The sequence below is a fragment of the Saccharolobus shibatae B12 genome (assembly GCF_019175345.1).
GTDB lineage: Archaea > Thermoproteota > Thermoprotei_A > Sulfolobales > Sulfolobaceae > Saccharolobus > Saccharolobus shibatae.
Genome location: NZ_CP077717.1, coordinates 2,188,774 through 2,209,322 on the forward strand (window position 1 = coordinate 2,188,774; position 20,549 = coordinate 2,209,322).

The window sequence follows — 20,549 nt, forward strand, 5'->3', positions numbered from 1 at the left end:
CTACTTTAAAAGGGATAATATATCCTCCAATTTTTTCTTCAATTCTGAAATTTCTTCTTTCAATTTTTCATTCTCACTAACGACATCCTTGTACTTCTCTACACATTGCTCTTCAGTAATATATCTCAATATTCGCAAATTACTGAAAATTAATTTTTTATTTTGATCATCATATTCAGCATCTACTGATATTCTAATAACATCCAATTTACCTAGCTTCATCTCCTCTACAATTTTAGCATATAGTTGTTTATTTAGTTCACTTACATCTCTAATAATAACTTCCTTAGGAGCTATCTTGCTAAAGGCTACTAAGGCAACTCTCCTTAACTTATCAGCATATCTTGCTGCAATTATGAGTCCAGTACTTAATTCAAATTTATTTTGACCTAATGCGGAAACCCTAGTGGTTGTTTGTTCATATTCTTCTGCTCTTTCCATATCACGGTTAATCTCTTCGCTCATCAATTACTATAATATCATTTTACAATAAAAAATTTTATGGTATCTTAGTTTCCTTACCTAAACTGTCTTTTACTATAACTGTACCATCTTCATTGTACGTAACTTGCATGGGATTCTTAACTAATTCCAATACTTTAGATGGTTTCACGCAGTTGATTTTAGCCTCACTACAGATCGCCTCAACTATTTTGTCTAAACTCCAAAGCGATAATGGTGCTCTCATACGTCTAATAAGCACTATATCTGAAAATTCATTACAGACTGAAAGATTTAATTCGCTGCATCTATTCTTTAATTCATTGTTTCTTAATGGTATGGTTTTTAGATTAACACATGATTTCCACTGTATTACACTTCTTAAAGCCCTAAAGGAATTTGAAACAGCGGAAATTTCATCTTGTCTTAAAAAACCTGATACTGCTGATGATAAGAAGGAAAAAATGGATTTTCTTATCCTTTCACAAGTGAAGTTATTCAAATTGAATTTAATGTTCTTAGAAAATTGCCCACAAACAACGTTAGAGTCATAAAGTAGATAATAACAAATCGGATCGCCCTTTTCACATAGATCTATAAAATTCCTTTCAGAAAGTACAATAGGAGAGAAGCCTAAACTTGCAAGTTCAAGCATTAAATATTTATCCTCAGCTATAGCGAAAACATTTACATCTGAGATACCCTCTACGAAATCCTCTTGCCTTGTATAAGATCCGAAATATGCTAGTAGTTTAACTTTTTTGCAGATCTCTAAAATCTCGCTCACATACAATACTACTTTGTGCTGCAAATATCTTTATCACTGACAGTCTTTTTATAAACTAATTTTTTTGCTCGGAGTGAGTATGTTTATATATGCCAAGCAAATTTTCATACAAAGGGTCAGAAATATATTATTATCCTTTAAAAGAACTGGAAGAAAAAGGTTATAAAATAAGTGATCTACCCTATTCAATAAGAATACTTATTGAAAACGTTTACAGAAATTTAGATGGAAATAAGATTACAGAAGAAGACCTTGAGAACATAGCTAAATGGAAGGTAGGAGAAGAGTTAGCTTTTATGCCAACTAGAGTTGTAATGCAAGATTACACCGGAGTTCCCCTATTAGTTGATTTAGCAGCAATGAGAGAGAAGATGATTCAACTGAAAAAAGACCCCAAGATGATTAACCCAGTAGTTCCAGCCGACCTAGTTATAGATCACTCGGTACATGTGGACTATTACGGTACAGTTTACTCACTAGAGTTTAATATGAAAAAAGAATTTGAAAGAAATTTAGAAAGATATCAATTTTTAAAATGGGCTCAAGGTGCATTTAGAAACTTAAGAATTGTGCCTCCAGGTAAAGGGATTATCCATCAAGTAAACCTAGAATACTTAAGTACTGTAGTCACAAAGGCTGAAGTAAAGGGTTTGTTAACAGCATTTCCAGAGGTAATTATTGGAACAGATTCTCACACTACTATGATTGAAGGTCTGGGAATCCTAGGATGGGGAGTTGGCGGATTAGAAGCAGAGGCTGTACTTTTAGGAGAGCCATACTACCTTAATGTACCAGAGGTAATAGGTGTAAGGTTATCTGGAGAGATTCAAGAAGGAGTAACTCCCACTGATGTCGTTCTTTACATTACGGAGTTATTAAGGAAAAAGAACGTGGTAAGTAAATTTGTGGAATTCTTCGGACCATCTTTATCGCTACTTTCTGTACCAGATAGGGCTACTATAGCTAACATGGCACCAGAGTACGGTGCAACAGCAGCGTACTTCCCAATTGATGATGTAACAGTAAGTTATCTTGAACTTACAAATAGAGATGGAGAATTCGTTAAGAAATATTCCCAACTACAAGATTTATTCTATGATGATTCTAGGAAGATAAGGTATACGGATGTGGTAGAAGTGGATTTAAGTAAGATAGAACCAGCAATAGCGGGACCTAGAAATCCTGATGAGAGAATAGTTTTAAGAGAAGTTAAAGGAAAACTAAGTAAGGAGAAGAAGAAAAAGGGCAAATATGTAGAGGACAACGCTGTGGTCCTGGCTGCAATTACTAGTTGTACAAACACTTCTAATCCCACTGTAATGTTAGGTGCTGGTATCTTAGCTAAAAAGGCTGTTGAAATGGGATTAAGAGTACCTACTTACATTAAAACGAGCACTGCTCCCGGATCACCAATAGTAGCTGAGTACTTAAGGGAAACGGGATTATTACCGTATTTAGAGGCCTTAGGTTTCCACTTAGTTGGTTTCGGATGCACAACGTGTATAGGTAATGCAGGGCCTTTGCCAAAGCATGTAGAGGAGGACATTAAGGAAAATGGTATCGAAACATATGCGGTAATTAGTGGAAATAGGAATTTCGAAGGTAGAATAAACCCATTATTAAAGGGCACTTTTCTAGCCTCTCCAATATTAGTGGTTGCTTATGCATTAGCGGGAAGAATTGATATAGACTTCTACAATGAGCCTATAGGACACGATCCCAATGGAAAACCAGTATATTTAAGGGATATCTGGCCTTCCTTAAAGGAAATAAAGGCATATATGAACATGGCCTTAAAGCCAGAACTGTACAAGAAGAATTCCAATATCTTTGAAGGAAATGAATTGTGGAACTCATTAAAGACCCCACAAGGAGATGTGTACAGTTGGGATGAGAAGTCAACCTACATAAGACTACCCCCATGGTACACTGAAGAAAAGCAGGAAGAGTTAGATGATATAGTTAACGCTAGAATATTATTGTTATTGGGAGATAAGATAACTACTGATCACATTTCGCCTGCTGGTCCAATTACCCCTGACTCACCTGCAGGATTATACTTAAAACAATTTGGTGTAAGTGATCTGAATACATATGGTGCTAGAAGAGGGAACCATGAGGTAATGTTAAGAGGGGGATTTTTCAATCCTAAGATGAAGAACCTATTAGTGGAAAAAGAAGGAGGATATACTGTCCACTTCCCAGATAGAAAGATTGCTAGTGTCTATGAAGTGGCAATGCAGTATAAGAAGGAGGGAATTCCTCTAGTGATAGTAGCGGGTAAACAATATGGAAGTGGAAGTTCAAGAGATTGGGCGGCAAAAGTAACTAAATTGTTAGGAGTTAAGGCCGTTTTAGCTGAGAGCTTTGAGAGGATACATAGGAGTAACTTAGTAGCTATGGGTGTAATACCTATACAAATTCAAGACTGGAGAAGTCTAGGAATAAAGGGAGATGAGACTATTAACATAAAAGGTATTAAGGATCTTAAACCTAAGAAAGAATTAGTCATAGAGTTTGTGAAATCTAATGGAGAGAAAATAACTACCAAGGGAATTGCAAGAATAGATAACAACGTTGAACTAACATATGTCAAGAAAGGAGGAATATTAAATTATGTGCTCGAGAAATTCTTAGAAAATGAAAGGAAGAGTTAGAATAAGGGGAATTTACGCTACAGCGTTAACGTCAATTTTTTCTTCTTTCTCATACGAAATTGTACAGCAATCTGCGGAGATAGCTGAGCGATTTATGCTGGAAGTAAATAATTTACCAGCAGACATTACCATAAAGGATTTTGAGGATGATAGAGGCAAGATCATCGTGATGGGAAATGGAATTATTGAGGAGGACCTACATTATGTATTTAAGTACTCATTCCACTGGAGAAGTCCTATCAAACTATACTCGGTAATAGAAACAGACGAAAGTTGCACTTACGGTAACTTTAAAGTAGAACCATGCCTAGAAGAGGGAATCGTTATAAAACCGCCTTATGATGGAAAAATAGTATTAAGTGAGACTAAGGCTGTAAGTAAGTACGCAATGGTATGGAGAGGGAAGGGAGTAACTACTTTTTCCGAGCACATCAACAATGAGGAGGAAAGGCTGAGGCTACTAACCTTAAGTTCACCTCTTAATAGAAAAGGATATAACGTAAAGTGGAGAAGCAATGCAAAATATGGAGCACTAAATGAATTAAAGGAAGATCTAGAGAGATTAGTATTGAGATATGAAAATAGGGAGTTTAGAGATCAAGGAGAGGATTTCTATTTAATAACCCTTTCATTACCGGATAAACTGCACTTAGATGAAGCCAGAAAGAGCATAGTTAACACCATTAAGTACCATCATATGTTAAAGTTAAGTTATAATAGGGAAGTGGACTCCCTAGAAAAGGATAAGGAAGGTTCTCCAGTTAAATTATTAGAAGCGCTAATTTCCGATTTCATGAAGATTGAGCACATTAAGGCTGATGGAAAAGCGATCTACCTAAGAGGTGGGAAAGTAATTGAGAAGGAAGTTAATAATGACGGATATAGAATCACTCTTAGGCGTGAGTTTAACGGTAATGGAGTTCTGGATGGTATAGGAAAAAGGATAGAGAATGGTGACTATGATATTGTAGAGTACAATTCTGATAAGTGGTATCAGATTCATAAGTATTATAGTGGTATAGATAACTCGTTAAAGGGAATCTATATTAATATATCAACACCACCAGAATTACTTAGAGGGAAAATAAGGTATTTAGATTTGGAAATTGATATTGCAATTAGAGATTCAGAAATAATAGTATTGGATGAGGATGAGCTAAATAAAAAAAGCATTTACATGCACTCTTCACTAGTAAATAAAGCTAAGAAAGTTGCTAATTATTTAATAGATTATATCCAACAAAATAAGCTGATTTTATAGAATTATAGTCAAGATATTCTATAAAGTAAATGCCGTCATTTATTAAAAACTATTCAATCTTCTAGGAAAATACATAATGACAAATTAGCTTTTTGTTTAGTTTGATCAACGTTAATTAAGAAATAATTAAATATTACCAAGATGAGATATACATATGAAATTAAATGGAATTGACATTTCATCTATAATTTCAACTGAAACTAGTTACATAATAACTAGGTATGAGTTCGTGGATTCCTTGGCAGAGGAATTTCCAGCATATATATCATATGATTTAAATAATAACGTTCTGCGAAAGCTCATAATATTTGATCCTCCAAAAATTGGTTTTAACTTCTATCCTAATTACAAATATACTGTAAAGATAATTGAAAGTACTGATAACTTGTACTCACTTAAAGGTAGTGATAAACTACTGATAGCACTAAAAGCCTACAAAAAGGTCATAGGAGAAATGATTGGATTGATGACAAAACTGCATTTTCTTGGAATAAAGAATGAAAGACTCTATCGAATGTTAATTTTGAATGACGTACCAATCATAGCGTCCAATAAAAAGGAATTGATGGACAAATTAATAGATTATTTAAAAGAAAATTATTATGTTACAGTCTCTAATATACCTACAATTGTTGATGGGATTGAATATAAGGAAAGAAATGATGTAAAGGTTTTAGACGTAGATTACACTGCCATCATTCCCTAAGCTTTCTAGTAACCTCACTAGTAACTTCTTTTGATAGCCTTTTAGTCTGTTCAACAGTACCTATCCTTTTAGTGGTCTCTAATCCCTCTGACAACCTTCTAGTAGTCTCCATGAAGTCTATCCTCCTAGTCTGTTGGGCTATTTCATTTAGTTGATTAAGAGTTTTCGTAGCCTCAATCAATTGTTCAGCTTGAACTTGCTTAGCGTACTTATCCAACAGTTCGTAGTACCTATATTCATTTATCACATCATTATTTATACCAGATACAAAGGTGTTTTGATCCTGCGCTCTCTTAACTTGAACAACTTGCAGTAACGATTCAGGTTTATTGGTTACTGGATCCTCATAATTGACTTTCACAGTTAAGAAGTTACCCTCATAATTGGCTGGTAAAATGGTTTCTCCAAAGATTTTGATAACATTCTCTATTCCATTCACTTTTACGGGTGTTGTAGCGTAATTCAAAAGTTTCACATTACCCTCAGCAGTTATATCAACTGTAACGTTCTTTGCAGCTATTTGCGTTACAGCCTTTTGAGGAAGCTTTTGAGGTATCTCATTAGCATCTGAAATATGATACATTACTCCACTTGTCTTATCACTAATATTCTGTAACAATTGTTCATTGTAATCATCTCCAATTCCGAAGGAATACACTTGCATTTTTTCGAAATAAGGTAACTTTAAATAGTTCCCCACATTCGTCTCATCAGTTGGATTACCATCAGTTAGCAATAATAGGTAAGTTGGCATTTGATATTTCTTTGCTAAACTATTTGCAGTTAAGATAGCGGTATAGAGTGCAGTTTGCCCTCCTGCAGTTATCTGTAATATCTCATTGGTTAAGTCTAGAGGGTCAACGAATTCCTTAATCACGTTCACATTTGATGAGAAAGTTATGAAGGAAACCTTATTACCCTTAGGTATTCTCTTAAATAGCTCTATGGCACCTTGTTTAGCTAACTCTATTTTATATCCCGTCATGGACCCACTAGTATCAAGAGCTACAATGTAGTGGAAGCCCGTAGCTGATCCCAATTTCTCTGGAACTAATAATACCTTGAAAATGTACCTAACATCTCCGCTAAATGAGTACTTATGACTTGTATCTACTCTTAATGAAAGAGTCACATTACATCACCTAAACATACGCGTAATCAAATTCCCCCTCTTTTGTCATAACTAAAATTCCAGCCCTCATGTGATGATACCTACTGGAAAAAACCGTAATTACTTTACCACTCATGTCAGTCCTAAAACCATCTGCCACCTCATGCCCCCTTATTATACCCTTTAAAGAATTGTTCTCCAAGAAATTATCAACAACCCTTTTCCCAAAGAAATATATCCCCTCCCCCCTTATACTTGGTAAGAAGTCTAGATCGTCAATCCCCTCCCTCGGATCATTCCACAATAACTGAAAGGCTATTGGGTTATCTGGATTCACATCTGGTCTAGGTAACTGTTTAATCTCCTCAACCTTCTCCAAACCCATTGGTAAACCTCCATGAACGCAAAAATACTCATTAACTACAGCAGCATAGGGCATATAGGAGAAAAGCTCAACAAACATTTCGTAGTTTTCTTCCCCCAACTTTTCCTTAACCTCCTCCTTAAATCCATAATACTCATTGGTTATTGGACTCTCGTGATTCCCTCTCAATACTATATACTTATTAGGATTCTCTACCATCTTACGTAAGATTAAGAGTAAGTTTCCCAATTGATCCTCTCCCCTATCAACGTAATCCCCCAAAAACACTACTAAATCAGCGTTATCAGCGAAATCGGAAAAAACCTTACTGGTAACGTCAATTGCACCGTGCGTATCTCCAACAAAAATCACGTTACCGTTGACTTCAAAATTTCCCGCAAATGGCGAATCGTATTTGGATTTATACATTTCAACAGCACTACTCACAACGCTCTTAACTTCATCTAAATTCATCATTCTCCCACAATTCTCACTACAGTATTATTACCTAGTTTTATAATTGAATTAGGCTGAACCTTAACTTTCCCCTTCACCGGCTGAAATACTTTTCCATCATAGATATAAGTACCATTAGTGCTGTTCAGATCCTCTAGGTACAACTCGTTGTTCTCAAAACTAATAATTGCGTGTTTTCTAGATACCTCGGGATCTGGGATAACTATTACGTTTTCTGGACTTCTGCCTATGGATATTGAGGGAAATATATCGAAATCTAGGGGTAATTTAGTCTTATTAAATGCTGGATTAGGAGTATTGATAAAAAGGAGATAATATTTACTTACAGTAGTTGTAGCTAGCTGAGGCTGTTCAAGTTTTGGTTCACTAGGCTGTTCAACTACCACTTGCTGAGGTGTCTGTTGCTCGGCTGCTGACTGTTGCTCTGATGTTGTGGATTGTTGAGCAAGTTGTTGCTCAGCTGCTGGCTGTTGCTCTACTGACTGTTGTCCACTTGCTTGATTTTCAACGGAAGGTACCGGAGCTTGCTCCGCTTGTTGCTCTGGTTTTTTAGTACCACATTTGATGCAAAATAGAGAGTCGTCTGCATTTTCATAACCGCAAACTGGACATTTCCATGTCATGTTTGTATAAAAGGCGTCATAGTACTTAAAAATTTCTACTATAATATCTTAGATATGACTATTGCTATTAACCTTAAACAATCACATACTTACGCTTATAGCGATAGACCAACTGAAGTAGGCTTTGTCATTTACATAACCCCTCAGCAAATTTCAGTAACAAGTAGCATACACTATATCATAATGATTGATAATAGTCCATCAATGCGTGGTGAAAAGCTAAATACTGCAGTACAATCAGCCCAAAAGCTTTTATATAATTTAAATGAGGGAAATTACGTAACGCTAATTCTCTTCTCTAACCACCCTGAAATAAAGTATCAAGGACCAGCTAAAGGAATAATAACTTTCGATGTAGGTAAAGGATATACCACTAGGCTTCATGAAGCCGTTAGCTTCACCATTAACCTAGCTAAACAATCACAAGTACCTACTAAAATCATCATGCTAACTGACGGAAAACCAACTGATAAGAGGAACGTTAAGGATTATGAAAAACTTGATATTCCACCAAACACTCAAATAATTACAGTAGGAATAGGCAACGATTATAATGAAAGAATATTAAAGAAATTAGCAGATAGATCATCAGGAAAATTTTACCATATAAAAGATATATCTGAATTGCCTAATGTTTTTGAGAGCCAAAGAACTACATCAACATATGCACATAACTTGAATTTAATAGTTCCTCAGGGCTTTATGCCTTTTAATTACGATCTTCCCATAAGAATACCAATAGTAGAAAAGCTAATTGCAGTGTATGGAAGTCTCGTCATACCTGCTGGAAAGGAACCATACACGATTACGTTCAGTGCAGACTATATCGACCCTATAGATAATCAAAGAAAGACGGTAACAAAAAGCGTTATTTTACAAAGAGGTAATCCGCAAGTTGTGGAAAGTCATGTGGATAGAGATGTGATACTGGAGATTAGATACTATAGATTACTAAGAGAGTACTCAGAAGCTTTAGAGGCTGGAAAAGATGCAACCAAAGTGCTCAATGAGTTAAAGAGAGTTGCCGAAGAAACTAAAAGACCAGAATTAATTGAGGAGACTAAAAAGTTGAGTAATGATAGTAAGAGTGATTTATCAGAAATAACTAGAAAGATGCGACAATGATCTTAGGTAAAGCTTTAGCAAGATATCTCACAAACACTCTTGGAATAGAGACATTAAAAATTTCTACTCTGAAAAAACTATTCAAAACTGGATATCTACAATCAATTGCAATAAACATGCTTCTTTACGATTATGGAATATCTAAAAAACACGATTATGGTAAGGTTACATCTGTTGAAGAAAAGATAAAGATTCTAAAAGGAAGAGGAGAGGAAATTACGGATTACGTTTTGTTAAAAAATGGGGAGATAAAGATATCCAGTGACATAATACCGAAAAGTCCGCAATTCATAATAGATTTAGGGAATATTGATTTATTACAAGACGAGGAGAAAACAAGTCTAGAACAACAAATACAAGTTTCGATAAAAACCATTAGGGAGTACTTGTTTGACTATAATCTGAAGTTAGCTCATACTCCAGATTCTTTCAAATTGGAAAGTAGAAATAAAATAGAGATTCTTAATCACATCCCTAAAGATAACGCTATTGTGCTAAACCCTTATGGTGACACCATTGCAAATGAGGAGATAATAAGGAATACTAAGTTTTTCATAATTGGGGGGATAGTTGATAAGGGAAGAAGACTTAAGAACGCGACCTATGATCTATCAAGAAAATATGGATATGATGAGTTACCACAAGTCAAGATTTCGTTAAGAAATTCTACAGTCGGAGTCCCAGATAGAATAAATTCTATTATAGAGATACTATTGAAAGTCATTGTAGGAAATAACCTAGAAGAGGCTATTATATCAACCCAATCAAATGCTGACAAAGTAAGCAGGTTAGTTAGGGAATTGAATATGTTAGAGAAATTTGATTATGATGCAATAATTGGTTTAAAAAATTGGCTAAAAATTGACGATAAATTATTGAAATTGGCGCTGAAGAAAAGTAAGTTTAAGACTCATATCTCATGAGGGGTAAAGGTTCCTTAGATTGTATATCAATCAAACTCTTCTTGAATCTTCTTCCTCCCTTCAATAAACTTTCTGGGGAATGGTATTTCCTTGACTTCCTCTATCTTGATACCACTACTTCGTAACTCCTCTACTGCTTTTTTTAGATCCTCCTCGTGAGTAGCGTACTTTACCGCTTCTTTCACTTTGTTAATAGAAGGATCATTGCTCCTAAATCTCTCAGCACTAACGCTAACCCAATTATTATTGTTCCTATAAACGAAAACAACATCTTGTAAGTATCCTTGAATTACGTGCTCTACACCAGCTATGTAATAATCACCTATTTTGTAAACCTTTACCATCAATATCTTTAATAACACGTAGAAACTTAAAATTATTCATGAAAAGTTACAGTGTAGATTACGTCATTAAGGCTATTTCGACATTATTAGAAGATGGTGAATTGGTATATATTGGCTTAAATTCAATCCCATCGCTAATTGCATCTTTCATGGCCAGGGACCTTTACGGAAAAAAGATAAGAATAATAGGAGTAGCTGAAGCCTCAAATCCATCAAGAGTTACATTATCCCCATCTACCGGAAATCCATTCTTCGTTGAAGCCGCTCCAGTTATAATTACTGCTGACGCATTTGACTTTGCACAGAAAGGTAAACTGGATGTCATGTTCTTAGGTCCAGCCCAAATAGACGAGGAAACTAATGTAAATTTAACTATGATTGGAAATGACTACTATAATCCTAAAGTTAAATTACCCGGTGGAGCAGCAACAGCGTTTATCCTACCCCTTTCTAAAAAGGCAATACTATGGAACCTAAAACACTCTAAGCGATCTCTTGTCAAAAAGGTGGACTTCATAACTGGAACAGCAAAGTTTTCAAATAATAAAGTATTCGTAGTGACAAATTTGGGAGTTTTAGCGTATAATAGAGAGGATAGAAAATGGTACTTAGAGGCGACCTATCCATTTAGCTCATATGAGAAAGTAGTAGAGAATACCAACTTTGAGGTAAAGAGAAAAGATAGTGAAAGGTTGATAGATCTAACTAATGAAGATTTGAGATTCATCAATGATATGGATCCTTATAACCTTAGAAGTGCTCTAGAAACTCTATGATTTTCTCATAATCTGCATCATAATACGGGAACATACTAGTTGGCTCTGCACCCTTAGGTACATGAACTACAGCGGAAACATATTCCCCATTAATAGTTGGCCTTCTACCATAAAAGTAGGATCTAGGAACTATCTCCTCAGCAGTTATTATGACTTTTTTGGATGCTTTTGCCTTATACTCATCTTCATAAAGTGGACCTAGAATCTCTGCATTTCCTTCTTCATCAGCCTTATTTACATGTATAATTGCAACATCGGGGTTAATAGCTTTCACAAGTACAATTTTCTCTCCACTGAATGGATCCTCGATAACTTTCCATGTACCTTCTCTTTCATACATTTTAACTAAATCAGACCCTATTATTCCCTTAACCGGCATAAATGGTATACCAAAGCTTCCTGCCCTTATCCCAGCAATGAAAGCACCGCAAGTATCTTCCAAAATTTCAACCTCTCTTTCTTCGATCATTTTCCTAAAATGCCTTGGGATGCTTGAGAACCATTCCAAAGTAGACATGGCTATTCTCAATTTCCTTACCAATCCATATTTTAACAAGATCTCAAGACCAAAGCCAGGCTCTCTATCTATAAAATAGAGATCCTTAACTCCTCTCTTCACCAAAGCATATATAAATGCCATAGGATTTCTATGTATGCTTATACCACTTATTGTCACAGAATCTCCATTCTTCACTAGTTCCACAGCCTCTTCCAGTCTCATAAGTTTACTTTCCATATTTATAATATCTACAAAAGATATATATATAAGTACCTTCTCCACACAAAATTAGGATACAATTCTCGTTTTAGGGAATTGAGAATAAGAGTGTAATACAATTTAGATAGGGCTTGCGAGTTTTTGTAATGAGGAAAAACTTTATTGTTTATAAAGTTAAATATCTAACTGTGATATTGGCTACAAAATATTCAGAAGTTTGGGATCTAATAACTGGATTAACTAGAAAGATAAACAAGGATACAGATAAGGCTCTTGAGCAAATAGGACTATCATACTTTGAGTTCAAGGTAATGTGCGCGTTGGAGGAAGAAGGAAAAGTCCCAATGAGCAGAATAGCTGAGAAATATATGTTGACAAAAGCAGGGTTAACAAGCATAATTGATAGACTTGAAGAGAAAGAACTTGTTAGAAGGGTAAGAAGTGAAAGTGATAGAAGAGTAATTTATGTTGAATTGACCGAAAAGGGAAGAGAAAAATTAATGGAAAGTAGGAAGATCTTCTTAAATGTCTTATCTTCTTTTCTAAGCAAATTATCAGAAGATGAGATAAAGGAGTTAGAGAGACTCTTTAGTAAACTTTTTTCCTAACTACTCGTATCTCAAAGCCTTATTTGGATCTAGCCTAGATGCGTTATAAGCTGGTCCTAGTGCTGCTATAACACTTAACATTGTAGAAAATATTAGTACTAATAACATAAAGGTTGGAGAATAAATCGGCGATACTGAAAGACCCTTTAGAAAACTAAAGCCCAATCCGAAATGCTCTTGTGTTAATATTAATGCTACTACTGAACCTAACGCTAGCCCTATTATACTACCTATAAATCCCATTACACTGGCCTCAACTAAAAACATTGTGAGTACATCAAACTTTGTAAATCCTAATGCTCTTAATATTCCTATCTCCTTAGTTCTTTCCACAACTGTTGTAAACATTGTTGTAGTTACGCCCATAAACGAGACTATGAAAGATGTTGCCCCTGCAGATACTAGCAACCCGTTAAGAGATTGTAAAGTGTTATCTATTAACTGTATAAATTCCTCAGCCACTACAATATCTAAGGAATTTCCAAACTTTTGTTTTATTTCATTTGCAACTTCATTCACTTCACCTAAAGAGTTTACTATTATTATTGCTCCACTATAAGAACTCGAAATCGACTGACCGAAAGATAAAGGCACTATTATTGACTTATCTATATCAACTCCGAGAAAACTTCCATATTCGTTCAAAACTCCAGTTACTAAAAATGTCTTACTGAAATTGTTCCCATTATAGAATATAATTGTTTGTATCACTTGATTTGGTCTTATTGGACTATATCCACCTTGCGGATTTCCCAATTGATAACCTATTGAAGCTTCATAACTAACCTCTGCACCTGGAAAATAACCTGATGATAAACTTATAGCCGGAGCCGCTATCTTAAGTTGGTTTATGTTTACTGCAAATACAGTTGCTCCTTCATAGCCATTGGGTGTTCTAATTAACGCCGGAAACGAATAAAATGGAATGACCATTTTGACCCCAGGGATAGTCTCTAATTGGAGTATGAGGTATTGAGATAATGGCAATCCCCTTCCAGTAGGCGTCACGATAATGTCATAAGGTGAGAGAAAATTCGATATTTGAGAAATTATTGTATGTGAATAACCTAATACCATGGAGTTTATCGAGATTATTGTAGCTGGTCCAACAACTATTCCAAGGATGGTAAGTATTGCTCTAACCTTCCTTTCTTTTAGTGAGTTTAAAGCATAAGATATAAAATCCAGAATCTTCATTTCCGTAACCCCCTAAGACTCAAATAGATTATAATAACTATAAGGATTATTATCACTGCTATCAATAATATTGAGGTTAGTGATATTTTATCTTGAGAATTAGTTGACGTTGGATAAGATACAACGTAAGAAAATGTATAAAATGTCATATTAGATTGATATAACTCATTTTCGTAATTTGCAGTAATATTGAACTTATATAAACCCGGGGATAACGCTAAAGTAAAAGAGAACGGTGTTGGACTATTTGGGGGTACGTTTCCAATATAAATTGAGGAATAGTTATTAATGGATATTGTAACATATTGTGCGTTTTGTGATCCAGTATTTATTAATAACCCGTTAATTACCACTGTATTGTTTACAATTTGTGCGGAAACTTGCGTTATCTCCATTTTAACGAATCCCGTACTGAGTAAGTTTAATTGATATTGATAGGTCTGTGGAGATCCCTGGCCTAACACATAATTCAGAGTAACTACGATAGGTATTGACGTTGTTTGCGGAATTTGTGGTATAACATATAATGGGACTGTATAAATGAAGCGAGGAGGAAGATATGGGATGTAAAGCTGATTTTGTGAGAGGTAAATTTCTTGTGACGGGTAATTTAAGTCAAGCCTTATGTTATATATCGTAAAGTTGCCTAGGTTTTGAATTGCTAGGATTTCAGTGTTGTTTGTATTATAATAAACCGTGGTTTTGAGAAAGGATATAAGTATTGGCGATTGTGACGAAGTAACTAGAACTGGAATTGTAAACGTCCTCACTATTTCGTTGGTAAAATAAGTATAAGTCAATTTAATTACTAGCGGATACACAGCGGGTGGTAAGCTCTGTGGAGCGTATAGCGTATAGTAGAATGTTACTGATGAGTTGGGCTTTACGAAGGGAATTGTATTGTTTACAGATGTGATTACCTCTAAGCCTTGTGTGAGGGTTATTAGATTTACGTTATAAACATACTCCACCCCAAGGTTCACAACCTTAATTGGTACTAAGGCATACTCTCCATTACCTATTACTGTTTGATTGGCCTCAATTATCACTGGGGCAGGAGGTAAAACGTAAATATTGTTCACTCCATCCACAGTTTTATCTTGATTGTAGGAAATCTTGTAAGTGAAATTAAGTACACCTACTGAGCTATTTGGAGTTATTTCCACTGGAATAGTTATTGGTATAGAAGAATACTGAGGAATTCCGGGTAAGAAAATGAAAGGCTGTAAGGGAAATACGCCATTAGGAAATGTATATGTAATGTTGACACCAGTTATGGGTATTGGCAATGGATTATAGATGACCAATGTTAAGGGAATTGTTCCTATTCCGGGAAACGGCGTTATCGTAGTATTCCAAATTGCCTCAACTATCTTAGGGGTCTCATTATAGTAGATGTTGGCATATGTTAGATAAGCTATCGCTAGTTTTTGATCCAATGCAGTGTAATTAATTTCTATTGGAATAGGGTATATTGAGGGTATTACTCCTTGGGGTATGTAAATCTTGAAAGCGTATATTATCTTTTCCCCAGGCGATAGAGAGGTAGGCGTAAAGTTTGAGGAGATTGGTAGAAAGTTTGAGGACAACTCTGGCCTTATACTAATTATAAAGCTACTAACGTTAGTTGAAATTCCTACTATGAGGGTAGTTATATTATCTGGAGTTGACTGGATGGGATCGGAATAAATGTTAATCTTAGCTTGAGGATATACCGTTATGTTTACATTCTTGTTTGAGGATTGCTTATAGAAATATCCTAGAAAGTTAGTAAATGAAAAAGAATAATTAAGAGTATACACTCCCGGTTTAACAAGATTACTCACGTTCACTATTGAAGATACAAATATTGGTTCTCCAGCGGGTAAGGCTGGAATTGTAACTGTTAACTCTCTACTACCAGTTTGGGAAAATATTCCCTTTGGTAAGAATACGTTTAAGGTTACGTTTAGCATGGGTTCAGTTGTGGGATTAAAGACGCTAAAGGTAAGAGGTAATAAGCCTTCTCCTACTTGAGCAAATATCAGTTGTTGTGCAGTTCCCCAAAATACTTGATCCAAAACTGGAAAGGTTACGTTATAAATGGGTATAGTTATTTCTTGAATTATCTGGCTTTCAGCACCAGTAACTGCGTTTTGGTATACTACTACTAATGGTACATTATAGGTCCCCGGCTCAGCATTATCATTTACACTGAGGAAGAACGTTATTTGTGAAGTTGTTAAAGACGATGAGGTCACCGAACCATAAGCTATGCTACTTCCTCCTTCAGAAGTTATTGGTGTTCCAGAGAGAATCAAATATGCGTAAACAATCTGATACCCTACTTGCTGTGAGGCTATAACATAAAATGGCGTGTCATTATAACCTGGATGTGCCCTTATTGGATTTTGTGGTGTTCCCCATCCCCAACTGGATATTACAACAGTGCTCTGTGACTTTACTGGAATTATAGGGAGAATCAATGAAAGTAATAATAAGATAATTATTAACTTCTTTATCATCTCTCTTCACCAACTATCTTTCCATCTCTGATGTAGATCTTTCTCCTTGTATAACTCGCAACTTCTCTATCGTGTGTTACTACTGCTATTGTAGTTTTAAACTCCTCATTAATCTTTTTGAATATATCCATTACAATTTTTGCATTGATACTATCTAAATTTCCAGTAGGTTCATCAGCTAATATGATCTTTGGATTTTGAGCTAATGCACGAGCTATAGCTACTCTTTGCTGTTGTCCCCCAGAAAGTTCTGACGGTCTTTTGTTTATTAATCCGTCTAATCCTACTAATTTTAGAGAATTTATTGCTATCTCCTCCCTTTTCTTTTTTGCTATTCCTCTGGCTACTAGTGGTAATTCAACGTTTTGTAGTACACTAAGCCTCTGAATTAGATTAAAATTCTGAAATACAAAGCCTATATACTCATTTCTGATTTTTGAGATTTCGTTATCACTTAGCTTAGTTACGTCCATGTCATAAATATATACCTTCCCTTGAGATGGTCTATCCAAAATTCCTAAGATTGATAAGAGAGTTGATTTTCCACTGCCAGAAGGTCCCAATATTGAAATAAACTCTCCTTCATCAATACTTAGGTTTATATCTCTGAGCGCGACAGTCTTTACATTCCCCTCATAAATCTTGGTAACATTTTCAAGTCTTATTACGGGCATATACATTGGGTATTACGTAAAGTGGGTTAAAGATTTTTTCAAAGGTAATTGCTTATAAAGATTTAATACAATGGATTACGTTCTTTTACTTATGAAATATACCGATACTGCGCCCAAGCTTTTTATGAATACCGGAACAAAGTTTCCTAGAAGAATTATTTGGGCTATGGGAGTTTTAAAGAAATCTTGCGCCAAAGTGAACGCAGATCTTGGATTATTAGACAAAAAAATTGCGGATTCAATTATTAAGGCATCTGAAGATTTAATTGATGGAAAATTAGATGATAAAATAGTACTTGATGTCTTTCAAACGGGATCTGGGACTGGACTTAATATGAACGTAAATGAGGTTATAGCAGAAGTAGCCTCTAGTTACTCTAACCTTAAAGTGCATCCAAATGATCATGTGAATTTTGGCCAGTCATCGAATGATACTATACCTACAGCAATTAGAATCGCTGCAGTAGCTGAGGTCACGAATAGATTACTTCCTGCATTACAACAAATAATATCTTCTTTAAATAAGAAGGCGGAGGAATATAAGGATGTTGTAAAAGCAGGTAGAACCCATTTAAGAGATGCTTTGCCTGTAACTTTAGGTCAAGAACTTTCAGCGTATGCTGATGCCTTCCAACATGAACGCGAGCAAGTTATGAATATTTTAGAATATGTAAAGGAGTTGCCAATTGGAGGTACTGCAACTGGTACTGGACTAAATACTCACCCCGAATTTCAAGAGAGAGTTATTAATGAAATAAACAGAATCACTGGTTTAGGATTTAAGCCAGCTAATAGGTTTAGGGCAATGAGATTACTCACGGATCTCTTACTATTAAGTGGAGCATTGAGAAACATTGCAGTAAACCTGTACAGATTAGGACAAGATATGAGGTTAATGTTTTCCGGTCCTTTAACTGGTCTTAACGAAATAGATTTACCCACACAAGAAGAGATTGCTGGTAGCTCGATAATGCCTGGTAAAACTAATCCAGTTACAGTTGAGGCTGCTTTACTAATTTCAGCCCAGGTTGTGGGATTGGATCATGCAAATCAATTCGCTTCAATGTTAGGGGAATTTGAGTTATCAATGGGTATTCCATTAGTTGGTTATAATATTGTAACTCAAGTTAATTTCGTCTCTGAGGCTTTAGAGAAGATGTCAAAATTGGTAATTGATGGAATGGTAGCAAATGTGGAGAAAATGAAGAGATATGCTGAATCATCTCCTTCACTCATAACCATAGTATCTCCTGTAATAGGCTATGATAAAGCTTCTGAAATAGGAAAGAAGTTAAATAAGGGAATGTCTATACGTGAAGCCTTAAGGGAATTAGGGTATAGTGATAATGAAATAAATAAAATATTAGACTTAAGCAAACTAGTTAAGCCTGGATTCACTGCCAAATGATAAAGGATAGAAGGAAACTTAGCCTTTCAAAGCATGAAGTACTGGATTATCTTTTTTAACTCCTTCAATTATCCAAAATCCTTCCTTCTCCTTGACCATAACTACTTTAAATTTACTGGAAAGCTTTCTTAAACCTTCTAACGGATCAGCTCCACCAAATAATCTATCACGCAAGATCATGTATACTTTAGAGCCACTTTTAACTACCCTATTTACTTCTCTAATTATATCTAGATCAAGAACCTCAAAAATAATTGCGGAATTAAACGATGAGTCTCTAAAAGGAAATGGATATGAGAAAATCACATCCTTAAAAGATATACCATAGCAATTGAAAGTCCCAACACAAATTGCGTCTTGTCTATTTAAAGGTAACCGAATGGGAATTACACTGGCAAGCTTATTTTTATCTACAAGAAAATCTGTATAATTTTTCAGAAATAAAACTTCACCTTGTAAATAATCTCTCCCAATTAGAACATTAAGTTTGGGTATATCTGACAGCTTTCCGTAAGCTAAACTTATAATCTCTTTGGACCCATCTATGACTTCTAGCTTAATTGCATTGCTGAGGTTAGTAATTTCACCATTACTGTCTATCAGATAGCCTACTTTCACATTATAAGGATATATGAATACTAATTAATATTTTTAGCTAGCTATAAACCTTATGAACATCGGTTATCGAAAACATTCCTATAATATTCCCACTCTTATTCTTAACTGGCAAATGCCTAATCTTATTTGATGCCATTATTTTTAATGCATCAAAGACATCGGTATCTTCGTCAACAATTATTAGATTCCCCATGGTAGCTGCCAATCTAACCTCATCACTGGAACTTAACCCTGCAGCAATTGCCTTAATTGCATCTCTATCAGTAAATATTCCCTTGGGGACACCTTGTTCTGTCACTACTACTGATCCTACTCCCCTTTCTAGCATTAACTTACATACTTCTTGAAGTGAAGTATTTGCTTCTACTTGGAAAACTGGCGTTGACATGAAATCTTTAATTCGTTTAAGCATGTATAAAGATTTTAAGTAGCTTCCCAATAAGCTTTTAGTTTCACTTTTTTAGGTTCTCCACCATTAGATAATAAATCTTCTATAACCGATTCAAGATAGGCCTCATCTTGAACTCCCCTAATTAGCCAATAATCATTAACCAACAACGCTGGTACTCCCCTAATTCCCATGGCATGAGCTTCAGCTTCATCTTCATAAACTGACATCCGAGCCTTTTTAGACTTAAAATCTTCCTTAAATTTCTCTATATCTAAGCCTAACTCTTCTGCTATCTGAATCAAAACATTATCATCATTAACGTTTTCACCTTCCAAGAAGAACCTCTCTTGAGCCTTATCAAAGTAATCCCAATACCCATTATCGCCCCTTTGATACTCAGCTGCCTTACATGCCATCAAAGGAGGAAGAGACCAAACCCACGTTATTTTACCCTTACCTATTACTTTTTCTGGATCATAGTCCGGAAAATACCTTTTTATGATAGAAAATTCTTGTTTAAATAATTCTCTAGCTTCCTCTTCCGTTGGGGCAGCTGCTTTTAGATCGTCCAGCGACGATATTATCATGAAAGCCTTATGCTTAACCACTATCTCATCATTAAATTTCCTTGCGACACTCCTTAACCTCCTAGACGTTACAAAACAGAAGGGACATAATACGTCATGGAAAAATGTTATTTTCACAACCATTATGTTACACCCTTTTCCAGAACTAGCTTACTCAAAAAAGCTATTAAAACTTTTGAATGATTGACGTGCTTTCATTTAACTATAATACTATTTGTATTCAGTATTTTCTAAAAAGAATAAAATAAG

At 35.2% G+C, this 20,549-nt stretch carries 21 protein-coding genes; 8 read left to right on the top strand and 13 right to left on the bottom strand.

The annotated features are described in order from the left end of the window. Positions 1-465 (bottom strand): DUF2258 domain-containing protein, encoded by a 465-nt coding sequence (locus J5U23_RS11465; RefSeq protein WP_218266237.1) that lies wholly within the window; start codon positions 463-465, stop codon positions 1-3. 34 nt (positions 466-499) lie between these two features. Continuing rightward, positions 500-1,252 (bottom strand): hypothetical protein, encoded by a 753-nt coding sequence (locus J5U23_RS11470; RefSeq protein ID WP_218266238.1) that lies wholly within the window; start codon positions 1,250-1,252, stop codon positions 500-502. Between the two features lie 65 nt (positions 1,253-1,317). On the opposite strand from J5U23_RS11470, the gene acnA reads away from it, so the two are divergent. The 3 genes from acnA (at position 1,318) to J5U23_RS11485 (ending at position 5,852) form a co-directional block, all read left to right on the top strand. After that, the gene (acnA, locus tag J5U23_RS11475) at positions 1,318-3,885 is read left to right on the top strand and encodes an aconitate hydratase AcnA (RefSeq protein WP_218266239.1); all 2,568 of its coding nucleotides are present in this window, start codon (positions 1,318-1,320) and stop codon (positions 3,883-3,885) included. Next, complete coding sequence (locus J5U23_RS11480) at positions 3,869-5,146, top strand: DUF402 domain-containing protein (protein ID WP_218266240.1); 1,278 nt, start codon at positions 3,869-3,871, stop codon at positions 5,144-5,146. Before acnA ends, J5U23_RS11480 begins: the two co-directional genes overlap by 17 nt. 154 nt (positions 5,147-5,300) lie before the next feature. Continuing rightward, on the top strand, positions 5,301-5,852 hold the full coding sequence (locus J5U23_RS11485) for a hypothetical protein (RefSeq protein WP_218266241.1): 552 nt from the start codon (positions 5,301-5,303) through the stop codon (positions 5,850-5,852). On the opposite strand, the gene J5U23_RS11490 is transcribed toward J5U23_RS11485, so the two are convergent. From J5U23_RS11490 to J5U23_RS11500, 3 genes are read right to left on the bottom strand one after another with little or no spacing between them, the layout of a single operon-like run. After that, positions 5,842-6,984 carry a vWA domain-containing protein gene (locus J5U23_RS11490; protein ID WP_218266242.1) on the bottom strand — a complete coding sequence of 381 codons (1,143 nt, stop codon included), beginning with the start codon at positions 6,982-6,984 and terminating at the stop codon, positions 5,842-5,844. The genes J5U23_RS11485 and J5U23_RS11490 overlap by 11 nt on opposite strands. A 10-nt stretch (positions 6,985-6,994) precedes the next feature. Next, positions 6,995-7,804 carry a metallophosphoesterase gene (locus J5U23_RS11495; RefSeq protein ID WP_218266243.1) on the bottom strand — a complete coding sequence of 270 codons (810 nt, stop codon included), beginning with the start codon at positions 7,802-7,804 and terminating at the stop codon, positions 6,995-6,997. Then, entirely contained in the window at positions 7,801-8,427 is a 627-nt protein-coding gene (locus tag J5U23_RS11500; protein WP_218266244.1) for an FHA domain-containing protein, read from the bottom strand. Before J5U23_RS11500 ends, J5U23_RS11495 begins: the two co-directional genes overlap by 4 nt. 54 nt (positions 8,428-8,481) lie before the next feature. On the opposite strand from J5U23_RS11500, the gene J5U23_RS11505 reads away from it, so the two are divergent. Together J5U23_RS11505 and trm10 are read left to right on the top strand one after the other, a co-directional pair. Beyond that, positions 8,482-9,552: a VWA domain-containing protein gene (locus J5U23_RS11505; RefSeq protein ID WP_218266245.1), complete on the top strand. Its 1,071-nt coding sequence runs from the start codon at positions 8,482-8,484 to the stop codon at positions 9,550-9,552. Continuing rightward, on the top strand, positions 9,549-10,475 hold the full coding sequence (gene trm10, locus J5U23_RS11510) for a tRNA (adenine(9)-N1)-methyltransferase Trm10 (protein WP_218266246.1): 927 nt from the start codon (positions 9,549-9,551) through the stop codon (positions 10,473-10,475). The genes J5U23_RS11505 and trm10 overlap by 4 nt, the downstream gene beginning before the upstream one ends. Before the next feature lie 26 nt (positions 10,476-10,501). Here trm10 and J5U23_RS11515 read toward each other — a convergent pair whose 3' ends face one another. Beyond that, positions 10,502-10,819, bottom strand: a complete 318-nt coding sequence (locus J5U23_RS11515; RefSeq protein ID WP_218266247.1) for a hypothetical protein — start codon at positions 10,817-10,819, stop codon at positions 10,502-10,504. 38 nt (positions 10,820-10,857) lie between these two features. On the opposite strand from J5U23_RS11515, the gene J5U23_RS11520 reads away from it, so the two are divergent. Then, positions 10,858-11,595, top strand: a complete 738-nt coding sequence (locus J5U23_RS11520) for a CoA-transferase subunit beta (protein WP_218266248.1) — start codon at positions 10,858-10,860, stop codon at positions 11,593-11,595. On the opposite strand, the gene J5U23_RS11525 is transcribed toward J5U23_RS11520, so the two are convergent. Further along, positions 11,570-12,331, bottom strand: a complete 762-nt coding sequence (locus J5U23_RS11525) for a CoA transferase subunit A (protein WP_218266249.1) — start codon at positions 12,329-12,331, stop codon at positions 11,570-11,572. The genes J5U23_RS11520 and J5U23_RS11525 overlap by 26 nt on opposite strands. Positions 12,332-12,459: 128 nt before the next feature. Between J5U23_RS11525 and J5U23_RS11530 the strand changes: the two genes are divergently transcribed. Continuing rightward, positions 12,460-12,921, top strand: coding sequence for a MarR family winged helix-turn-helix transcriptional regulator (locus J5U23_RS11530; protein ID WP_218266250.1), 462 nt, complete (start codon positions 12,460-12,462; stop codon positions 12,919-12,921). On the opposite strand, the gene J5U23_RS11535 is transcribed toward J5U23_RS11530, so the two are convergent. From J5U23_RS11535 to J5U23_RS11545, 3 genes are read right to left on the bottom strand one after another with little or no spacing between them, the layout of a single operon-like run. Next, entirely contained in the window at positions 12,922-14,118 is a 1,197-nt protein-coding gene (locus J5U23_RS11535; protein ID WP_218266251.1) for an ABC transporter permease, read from the bottom strand. It lies immediately after the preceding gene. Continuing rightward, positions 14,115-16,622 (bottom strand): COG1361 S-layer family protein, encoded by a 2,508-nt coding sequence (locus tag J5U23_RS11540; RefSeq protein ID WP_218266252.1) that lies wholly within the window; start codon positions 16,620-16,622, stop codon positions 14,115-14,117. Before J5U23_RS11540 ends, J5U23_RS11535 begins: the two co-directional genes overlap by 4 nt. Beyond that, on the bottom strand, positions 16,619-17,296 hold the full coding sequence (locus tag J5U23_RS11545) for an ABC transporter ATP-binding protein (protein WP_218260805.1): 678 nt from the start codon (positions 17,294-17,296) through the stop codon (positions 16,619-16,621). Before J5U23_RS11545 ends, J5U23_RS11540 begins: the two co-directional genes overlap by 4 nt. Positions 17,297-17,366: 70 nt before the next feature. Between J5U23_RS11545 and J5U23_RS11550 the strand changes: the two genes are divergently transcribed. Beyond that, positions 17,367-18,704, top strand: coding sequence for a class II fumarate hydratase (locus J5U23_RS11550; protein WP_218266253.1), 1,338 nt, complete (start codon positions 17,367-17,369; stop codon positions 18,702-18,704). An 18-nt stretch (positions 18,705-18,722) separates the two neighbouring features. Here the strand turns inward: J5U23_RS11550 and J5U23_RS11555 are convergent, their stop codons facing one another. The 3 genes from J5U23_RS11555 to J5U23_RS11565 are packed head-to-tail and all read right to left on the bottom strand — an operon-like array spanning position 18,723 to position 20,423. Continuing rightward, positions 18,723-19,307 carry a hypothetical protein gene (locus tag J5U23_RS11555; RefSeq protein WP_218267544.1) on the bottom strand — a complete coding sequence of 195 codons (585 nt, stop codon included), beginning with the start codon at positions 19,305-19,307 and terminating at the stop codon, positions 18,723-18,725. Positions 19,308-19,359: 52 nt separating this feature from the next. Continuing rightward, positions 19,360-19,734, bottom strand: a complete 375-nt coding sequence (locus J5U23_RS11560) for a CBS domain-containing protein (protein ID WP_218258353.1) — start codon at positions 19,732-19,734, stop codon at positions 19,360-19,362. Positions 19,735-19,745: 11 nt separating this feature from the next. Further along, entirely contained in the window at positions 19,746-20,423 is a 678-nt protein-coding gene (locus tag J5U23_RS11565; RefSeq protein WP_012735905.1) for a DsbA family oxidoreductase, read from the bottom strand. Positions 20,424-20,549: the final 126 nt, after the last annotated feature.